The organism is Streptomyces sp. NPDC087440 (assembly GCF_044744005.1).
In the GTDB taxonomy this organism is placed as follows: Bacteria; Actinomycetota; Actinomycetes; order Streptomycetales; family Streptomycetaceae; genus Streptomyces.
In genome coordinates this window covers 652312-659736 of sequence record NZ_JBIUXN010000001.1, presented here as the reverse complement: position 1 = coordinate 659736, position 7425 = coordinate 652312, and the positions used below count along the sequence as shown (strand labels likewise).

The 7425-nt window shown below is 68.7% G+C and carries 8 protein-coding genes; 1 reads left to right on the top strand and 7 read right to left on the bottom strand.

Going from position 1 to position 7425, the window contains the following annotated elements; genetic code table 11:
• Positions 1–210: 210 nt before the first annotated feature.
• From ACIO3O_RS02915 to ACIO3O_RS02895, 5 genes are all read right to left on the bottom strand, one after another.
• Positions 211–957, bottom strand: a complete 747-nt coding sequence (locus ACIO3O_RS02915; RefSeq protein WP_401741118.1) for a phosphotransferase — start codon at positions 955–957, stop codon at positions 211–213.
• A gap of 42 nt (positions 958–999) precedes the next feature.
• Positions 1000–1785: an ATP-grasp domain-containing protein gene (locus ACIO3O_RS02910; RefSeq protein ID WP_401741116.1), complete on the bottom strand. Its 786-nt coding sequence runs from the start codon at positions 1783–1785 to the stop codon at positions 1000–1002.
• 130 nt (positions 1786–1915) lie between these two features.
• Complete coding sequence (locus ACIO3O_RS02905) at positions 1916–3238, bottom strand: ParB/RepB/Spo0J family partition protein (protein ID WP_401741114.1); 1323 nt, start codon at positions 3236–3238, stop codon at positions 1916–1918.
• Complete coding sequence (locus tag ACIO3O_RS02900) at positions 3235–4389, bottom strand: ParA family protein (RefSeq protein ID WP_401741111.1); 1155 nt, start codon at positions 4387–4389, stop codon at positions 3235–3237. Before ACIO3O_RS02900 ends, ACIO3O_RS02905 begins: the two co-directional genes overlap by 4 nt.
• 122 nt (positions 4390–4511) lie before the next feature.
• The gene (locus ACIO3O_RS02895) at positions 4512–5144 is read right to left on the bottom strand and encodes a LysE/ArgO family amino acid transporter (RefSeq protein WP_401741109.1); all 633 of its coding nucleotides are present in this window, start codon (positions 5142–5144) and stop codon (positions 4512–4514) included.
• A gap of 69 nt (positions 5145–5213) precedes the next feature.
• On the opposite strand from ACIO3O_RS02895, the gene ACIO3O_RS02890 reads away from it, so the two are divergent.
• The gene (locus ACIO3O_RS02890) at positions 5214–6140 is read left to right on the top strand and encodes a LysR family transcriptional regulator ArgP (RefSeq protein WP_401741862.1); all 927 of its coding nucleotides are present in this window, start codon (positions 5214–5216) and stop codon (positions 6138–6140) included.
• A 30-nt stretch (positions 6141–6170) separates the two neighbouring features.
• On the opposite strand, the gene ACIO3O_RS02885 is transcribed toward ACIO3O_RS02890, so the two are convergent.
• On the bottom strand, positions 6171–6617 hold the full coding sequence (locus ACIO3O_RS02885; RefSeq protein WP_401741106.1) for a protein phosphatase: 447 nt from the start codon (positions 6615–6617) through the stop codon (positions 6171–6173).
• A gap of 99 nt (positions 6618–6716) precedes the next feature.
• On the bottom strand, positions 6717–7304 hold the full coding sequence (locus tag ACIO3O_RS02880) for an ATP-binding protein (RefSeq protein ID WP_401741104.1): 588 nt from the start codon (positions 7302–7304) through the stop codon (positions 6717–6719).
• Positions 7305–7425 lie beyond the last annotated feature (121 nt).

Below are 7425 nucleotides of genomic sequence, written 5' to 3'. Positions count from 1 at the left end.
GTGCCCGGCCGGGGTTGGGGGCCCCCCCCCCCCCCCCCCGCCCGGGGCGGGGGGGGGGGGGGGGGGGGGGGGGGGGGGGGGGGGGGAGCAACCCCCCCCCCCCCCCCCTCCCCTCCCCCGGCGCCGGTGTCCGTGTTGTTGTCCGCGGACAACAAAAGGGAGGCCCACTCCCCCGGCGTGGGCTGCCGCAGGGCAGACCGATGCCTGCGATCAGTCGCCAGAAGTGTTGTCCGCGGACAACAACGGGGACGACGAGGCTGCCAGAGTGGCAACCAAAGCGGCCGCCTCGCCCAAGCGGTCGATCTCTTCAGGGCTCAGATTCGGGTCCTCGGCCCGGCGCGCGCGGGCTCGTGCGAGGCAGCCGGAGCCTGCGTCGCTCAGGTCGATGGCACTGCCTCGTCGCTCCAGCAGCCGCGTGAGCATCGCCCGTGCTCCGGTCGCCATGGCGGCGACTTCCGGCCCGGCTTCCGGCGGCGACGGGACGACGGCCACCTCAGCAAGGATCAGCGCGGTCATTGCCCAGTCCAGTCCCTCCGGTCCCTCGACGGTCGTGCACCAGTCGATGACCATCGGGCCTTCGGCCGTCAGCATCACGTTGTCCGGGTGCAGATCGAGGTGCAGAATCCGGTCTCCCGGATGTGCGGAGACCCTGGCAGGAACCTTGTGCAGGAGGTGCAGGAGGTCGGCGACCATCGCCGCCGCCGTCTGTTCGGTGAGCTCGCCCGAAGCGAAGGCCTGAAGCATCGTCTTGCCGTACAGCCGCCGGATCACGATCTCCGACGGCACCTCTGTGGCACGGACAGCCGGTACGGGATAACCGTGCGCTGCCAGATGGGCCATGACGGCCACTTCTCCGGCAGTGTCCCCGCCGTCCCGATTCCGGCGCAGTACCCACTTCTCGTCGAGCGCGAAGATCTCTGCGCTGCGTCCCGACCCCAACAGCTCCCCTGTGTTCATGCAGGTGACGATATGCCGTTGTTGATCTTCACGGTGATCGTTTCAATCAACTGCCCGGGCCGGGGGAGTCACGGTGGGATGGCGGAAGAACGGGTGGTCGTCGGGAGCCATCGTTGCGGCCGGTGCGCTGCTGCGGAGAAGAACATCGAGTGCGCGTTGGGGATCTGCGGTGTAGCGACCGCTCGCCCAGGCGGCGTTGGCTTCGATGACCGCCCACTGACCGCCGGTCCGGCCGACGTCCACGACGACGGCGGAGGGCAGGGTCCTGCCGCACGCGGACAACAGCTCGGTCCCGAAGGCCGACGCATCCTGGCTCAGCGGGCCAAGGCTCAGCCGACCGTGTTCGGCGTATCTGCTTCCGGTGTGGACCGTCCCGTCGAGCAGATACAGCCGGTATTCGGCGGCGAACTCCACGACATCGCTGACCAGCACCGGGGTTTCCGCGTCCATCTCGTCGGCACCCGGCAACCGGGAGCCGTCGGTGTAGACCATGGCGCGGATCTGCTTGTCGTTGGGCGACTTGACGAATGCGGGGCGCCGCAACGTCTGTGCCTCGCGGAGGGGCATGAGGACGACATCCCGCCGAGTGAAGGCGCGGGGCAGCCGGGCCAGCCAGTCCTCGGGGGCCTGGAGCAGAGCGACGCCGAGTTCGGGCGCCACGACGTCCGCAAAACTGGGCCCAGCATGGATGTGCTCGGCCCGCAACTCGGGAGGCGCCTCGAAGGTGGACAGCTGCACCGTGGTCAGCCCGCGCTCGTGTGCGGCGTCGCGCATCGTCCGGGCGGAGGCGGTGAGCCGGGGAGGCAGTACGAGCGTGGTGTTGTCCATCGGCTCAGTATTGCTTCGGAGGGTCCGGGGGAGAGGAGCCGCCCTGCTGTGCTCCTCTCCGGGAACGCCGAAGGGGCACGCTCCGGCGTGATCGGCCGGGTGCGTGCCCCTTCGGCGTGGTGTCGGCACCTCACATGTGGTGGTGCAATTCCTCGATCAGGGCCACGAGTTCGTCGCCGCTGAGACCCGCGACCAGGGTGCGTGCCTGCTCCGGGGGAGTGGCACCGAGCTGCTGCACGAGTCGTCGAGCAGCGTCGGAACGTACGGACCCGGCCTTGTCGTCCCCTTCGTCCTGAAGCGCAGCGGTGTTGTTCCGAGCCGCCGGGCGGGGGGAGTTGTTGTCCGCGGACAACAACTCTGTTTTCTCCGCGGGCTGTTCCGGCACTGCCTTCACGGGTGTGGGCGTCGGCGCAGGGGCAGCGACGGGGGCCGGTGCGGGAGCCGGAACCGCGGCAGGGGCTGTGGTCTCGGCCGTCACCGGGGTGGCGGGCTCGGGTGCGCGCGGGGTGGGGGCGTCCTGCCAGACCGGTTCCGGCATGTTGTCCGCGGACAACACTTTCTCGTTGTCCGCGGACAACGGCTGCTCGGACTCGGCCTCGGCCTGCTCCGCCGCAAGCTCCGCGTTCTTCTGCGCGAGGGCCTCTTCGACGGCGCTGCGCCCCAGCTTCTTGAGCTGGTCGGCGGCTGCCTTGGCCTCTTCACGGGCCCTGGCTTCCTGCTCCCGGTAATCGCCGAGGTACTCAAGGAGGGCCGGCACGGAGAGTCCGGGTTCTTCCTTGAGTCGACGTGCCAGCAACCGCCCGTCGCGCTCGGGCAGCGACCCCATGCTGAGCATGTTCTGCAGGTCTTCCGGGAGGTCCAGGAGCGCGAGCTGGTTGGTGATCCAGGAGCGGTCGCGGCCGAGGCGCTTGGCAGCCCGGGCGCGGGCGCCCGAGGGGGACTCCTCGCTGCACACCAGTACCAGTTGCTGCACGCCCCGGGCACGCTCGACGACGTCGAAGTCCTCGCGCTCCAGGTTCTCCTTGAGCAGGTGGTCTATGAAGGCCTCGCGGGAGGACGCCAGGTCGTCCCGTACGACGAAGTCCAGCGACTCCAGACCCACGTGCAGGGCGCAGCGATAGCGACGCTCCCCGTTGATCAGGACGTACTGGGCGTTGCCCACGGCATGCTCGTGCTGCGGCCACACCTGGAGGTAGGCCTTGCGGGAGATGGCCACGCAGGCGGCGAGCTGCGTGTTGCGCAGCTCCTCGCCGAAGCGGGTCATCTCCTCTGCCGAGCCGAAGTTACGGCGCGGGTTGAGGGGAGTGGGGGCGACTTCTTCGAGGCGGATGCGGGACAGCTCGTACTCGGGCACGTCGCCCTGGACGAGCGCCTTGGCGCGTCCGCGGGCGCTTCGGCCGCGCGGTACGCCGCCGAAGGAGGAACCGGTGCCGAGGCGGTCGGCGACGCTCATGAGGTGATCCTCCGTGCGATGGTGCGCATGATCTCGGACTGCTCGCAGTCGGGGGCGTAGCTGAGGAGCGGCTGCTTGAGGCGGACGGCCTCACGCTGTTCCTTGCGTTCCGGCATGATGCCGATGACCGGCGGGTCGCCGATCGCCTTCCAACTGTCCAGGGAGGACGTGGCGATGTAGCCCTTGCGGCTGTCGTACATGTTGACGATGAAGCCGAGCATGGTGATCTCGACCTCCATGTCCGCGGTCAGATCCTGGATCTGGTCGTAGAGCATGTCGTAGGCGTCCGCGGAGGAGTCCTCCGCGAGCACCGGCACAAAGACTCCGCAGGTCTCCGGCTCCTCGTCCTCACGGGTCCGGCAGTAGTAGAGCGCGGTGTCCATGGAGTAGCCGAGGCTGGGCGGGCAGTCGACGACGATGTAGTCGAACTCCTTCTCCAGCGGCTCCATGGCCTTCTCCAGAGCCGTTTCCTTGACTCGTACGAAGCGGCTGGTGGCCAGCTTCGCGTCGAGCAGGAACGCGTCCTTGCACGCGGGCAGCAGGAACAGCCGGCCCGCGAAGCCGCTCTCCTCTATCGGGACGAGCAGCTCGCGCAGGTCGCCCTTGGCCTCGCCGAGCATGTGCTTGGCCAGGCTGGGCTCCTCGATGTCGAAGAGCTGGTAGCCGAGTTGTTTGGTGAGGTGGCCCTGCGGGTCGAAGTCGATGAGCAGGACGCGGTTACCGCCTTCGGCGAGGGCCTGGGCCACGCCGGAGGACGTGGCGGTCTTGCCGACACCGCCCTTCTGGTTGCCGAAGATGATGCGGCGCGCGCCGTTCGGGCGGGCAGGGCGACGGGGGGAGGGGTGGGCGCCGAGCCACAGGCGAATGGCCTGGGCGATGCCCTGGTTGAAGGGAAGGCCACGTTCCTTGCAGACGTCCTTGAACTCCCCGTACAGGCCGGTGGGGAGGTAGGTCGAGAAAGAACTGCCGCCGGTCGTGTCGACGACGGGGTGTTCGGCGTCGCTCGAACGCCAGGCCTGCACGCCTTCGGTGACGGCATCCTTGATGTCGACGCCCAACTCGGCTGCTCTGACTTTGAGTTCCTGGCGCAGGGAGGCGGGGAGCTTCGCTACTACCTTTTCCCGGTCGTCCGGGGCGTATGGGACGGTCATGCGGTTACCTTACTCACCTCCGTGGGGTTTTTGGTGACATTGGTGAAGTCAATGCGCTGTGTGTCGTCTGACAGCAGCGGCTCCTGACGGTGTGTGAGCAGTTCAAGAGGGGGTTGGCACCGTCAGATTCCGGCGATCAACATTCCGCCCATCGCCACCATCGTGACGGCGACCACCCCGTCCAGCACGCGCCAGGCACCCGGCTTCGCCAGCAGTCCACTCAGCAGGCGTGCTCCGAATCCCAGGCTGGTGAACCAGGTCAGGCTCGCCAGCATCGCGCCCGCACCGAAGACCCAGCGCAGGGAGCCGTGGTCGGAGGCGACCGAGCCGAGCAGGAGGACGGTGTCGAGGTAGACGTGGGGGTTGAGCCAGGTCATGGCGAGGCAGGTGAGCACTGCGGCACGGGCGGAGCCGGTGGCCTTGCCGGTCGTGGTGAGAGCGGCGTCGGGGGAGGGCCGCAGGACACGGCGGGCGGCCAGCACTCCGTACGTGATCAGGAAGGCACCGCCGGCGAGACCGACGATGGTGAGCGCGGCGGGCCAGGCCGTGACGAACGCACCGACGCCCGTCACTCCGAGCGCGATGAGAGCACCGTCGGAGACGGCGCAGATCGCGACGACCGCGAGGACCGCGTGGCGGTGGGCTCCCTGCCGGAGGACGAAGGCGTTCTGGGCGCCGATGGCGACGATGAGGGCGAGTCCGGTTCCGAAACCCGCGAGCAGGGCGGTGACGATCCCTGTGGTGCTGTCTGTCATGTCTTTGACGCTAGGGAATGTCGCGTCTTCAGTCCAGCTAAAGATTCTTACGTACCATTAGCACTCGTGATGGAAGAACTTCCCCTGGACCAGGTGAACACCCTGCTCGCGGTCGTCGACGAGGGCACTTTCGACGCTGCCGCCTCCGTCCTGCACGTCACTCCGTCCGCTGTCAGCCAGCGCATCAAAGCCCTGGAACAGCGCACCGGACGCGTGCTGTTGATGCGGTCGAAGCCCGTGCGCCCCACGGAGTCGGGGCAGGTGGTGGTGCGGTTCGCCCGCCAGCTCGCCCTGCTGGAACGGGGTGCGCGGGCCGAGCTGGGGCTCTCCGTGGGGCCGGGGGAGCGGCAGGGGCCGACGAGACTGGCCATCGCGGTCAACGCCGATTCGCTCGCCACCTGGTTTCTGCCCTCCCTGACCCGGGTCCCGCCGGAGCCGCCCCTCTGCTTCGAACTCCACCGTGAGGACGAGGGGCACACCACGGCACTCCTGCGCGAGGGGCAGGTGATGGCGGCGGTCACTTCTTCGCCGCATCCGGTGGCGGGGTGCAGTGTGCGCGGGCTGGGTCAGATGCGGTATCTCCCGGTGGCCAGCCCCGAGTTCGAGGAGCGGTACCTCGCGTCGGGACGACTCGTGGAACGGCTCCAGGAGGCTCCGGTGATGTCCTTCGACCGGCGGGACGAACTCCAGGACGTCTTCCTGCGCTCGCTCGCCGGTGAGCGCACGCCCCCTCCTACCGTGAGTGCCTTCCGGCACTACATGCCGACCTCCGAGGGTTTCTGTGCTGCCATCGCCGCCGGGCTCGGCTGGGGTCTCGTCCCGGAGACCCATGCGCTGCCTCTCCTGCGGTCGGGCGCGCTGACCCTGCTCGCGACCGACCGCACGCTGGACGTACCCCTGTTCTGGCAGCAGTGGAAACTGGACTCACCTGCGCTCGCCGCTGTCGCGGCCGCGGTCATCACCACAGCAGCCGAGGAGCTGTTGCCGCCCAGATGACCCCGGTGACGGGTGACGGGAGGGATCGGATCAGGCGGTGAAGTGCCGGACGTATCGCTTCTGCCACGGGGTCTCGACGGCCCGGGGGTCGTAGTTCTGGCGCACAAATCCGACCGCTTCCTCGGGCGGGACGCCGTCGAGGACGGCGAGACAGGCAAGCGCGGTACCTGTCCGCCCGCGTCCGCCCTCACAGGCCAGTTCAATCCGGTCATCGGCGGCCCGGGCCAGGGCGTCGGTAAGGAGTTCACGGGCCCTGTCCCGGTCGGCGGGCAGCCGGAAGTCCGGCCAGCGCAGCCAGGCGGCCTCCCACGGGACGGCGGGAGGCTGCTTGCCTAGCAGATAGATCGCGTACGTGGGCGAGGGCCCGGCCGGAAGAGGACGGCGCAGGCCTCGCCCCCTGACCAGTCGCCCGGACGGCAGTCGCAGGACACCGGGTGCGGAAGATTCCCAGGGCTCAGGGGCAGCAGGCTCGATCATGAGTTCACGCTAGGCGTCGACGCGGGCCTGTGACCGGCATACGAAGGAAGTCGCTCACGGAGAACGCACCGGCCACCCAGCCACGGCCACCGTCGATAGCTACCGGGGGAGTACCGCACGGATCGTCTTGCCGGAAACGGGTGCCGTGCCGGAACCGGTGGTGCTCTTGAACCGAGGCACACAACCGGGGCGAGGCGCGCGTGCCGGAACGATCGTGACCTCATGCGCCAGGAGGTTCACAAGGTGCCAGCCGAAGCCTCCGCTCCCGTCGTCCAGGTCGGGGGTGCGTTCATGGGGAACTTCCGGACTGGGATCGCCCACCGCGACCGTGAGGGTGTCGGGGGAGGCGGAGAACGCGAGGGTGTAGCGGCCTCCCCCGTGCCGTACCGCGTTGGTCACCAGTTCGGAGACGACCAGGACAAGGGAATCCGCGGCGTCCTCGGCCGGTGCGGGGGAGAGACCATCGGTGAAGGCCTTCGCCGCCTCACGGGCCTGGGCGACGCCTGCAGTTCCCCACCCCTGGGTCGGGCCGGGCATACGGTCCCCTGTCGTCCGGAACGTCTGCTCTCGCCAGACCGGGACGGGGAACGGGTTGGTCGTCCCGGAGAAGCGCTGCGGGGACGCCTGCGAGAGCTGCTGCCGACCGTTCTGTTCGGCCGTCTGCTGAATCATCTGCTTGCTGTTCATGCGCGTACGCCCCAATCCATGATCGGTTGTACCGCCTTGAGGCAGGCGTATGCCCGATCTATCGGCACTCAGACATCGCAGGAACATCCCTGAAGCGTTGCAGATGCGAAATTCAGCTCGT

Bases quoted from the DNA above. Each gene is read 5' to 3' on its own strand.
- ACIO3O_RS02900 (WP_401741111.1), bottom strand. From the start codon at position 4,389: ATGACCGTCCCATACGCCCCGGACGACCGGGAAAAGGTAGTAGCGAAG.
- ACIO3O_RS02905 (WP_401741114.1), bottom strand. From the start codon at position 3,238: ATGAGCGTCGCCGACCGCCTCGGCACCGGTTCCTCCTTCGGCGGCGTA.
- ACIO3O_RS02890 (WP_401741862.1), top strand. From the start codon at position 5,214: ATGGAAGAACTTCCCCTGGACCAGGTGAACACCCTGCTCGCGGTCGTC.
- ACIO3O_RS02880 (WP_401741104.1), bottom strand. From the start codon at position 7,304: ATGAACAGCAAGCAGATGATTCAGCAGACGGCCGAACAGAACGGTCGG.
- ACIO3O_RS02885 (WP_401741106.1), bottom strand. From the start codon at position 6,617: ATGATCGAGCCTGCTGCCCCTGAGCCCTGGGAATCTTCCGCACCCGGT.
- ACIO3O_RS02915 (WP_401741118.1), bottom strand. From the start codon at position 957: ATGAACACAGGGGAGCTGTTGGGGTCGGGACGCAGCGCAGAGATCTTC.
- ACIO3O_RS02895 (WP_401741109.1), bottom strand. From the start codon at position 5,144: ATGACAGACAGCACCACAGGGATCGTCACCGCCCTGCTCGCGGGTTTC.
- ACIO3O_RS02910 (WP_401741116.1), bottom strand. From the start codon at position 1,785: ATGGACAACACCACGCTCGTACTGCCTCCCCGGCTCACCGCCTCCGCC.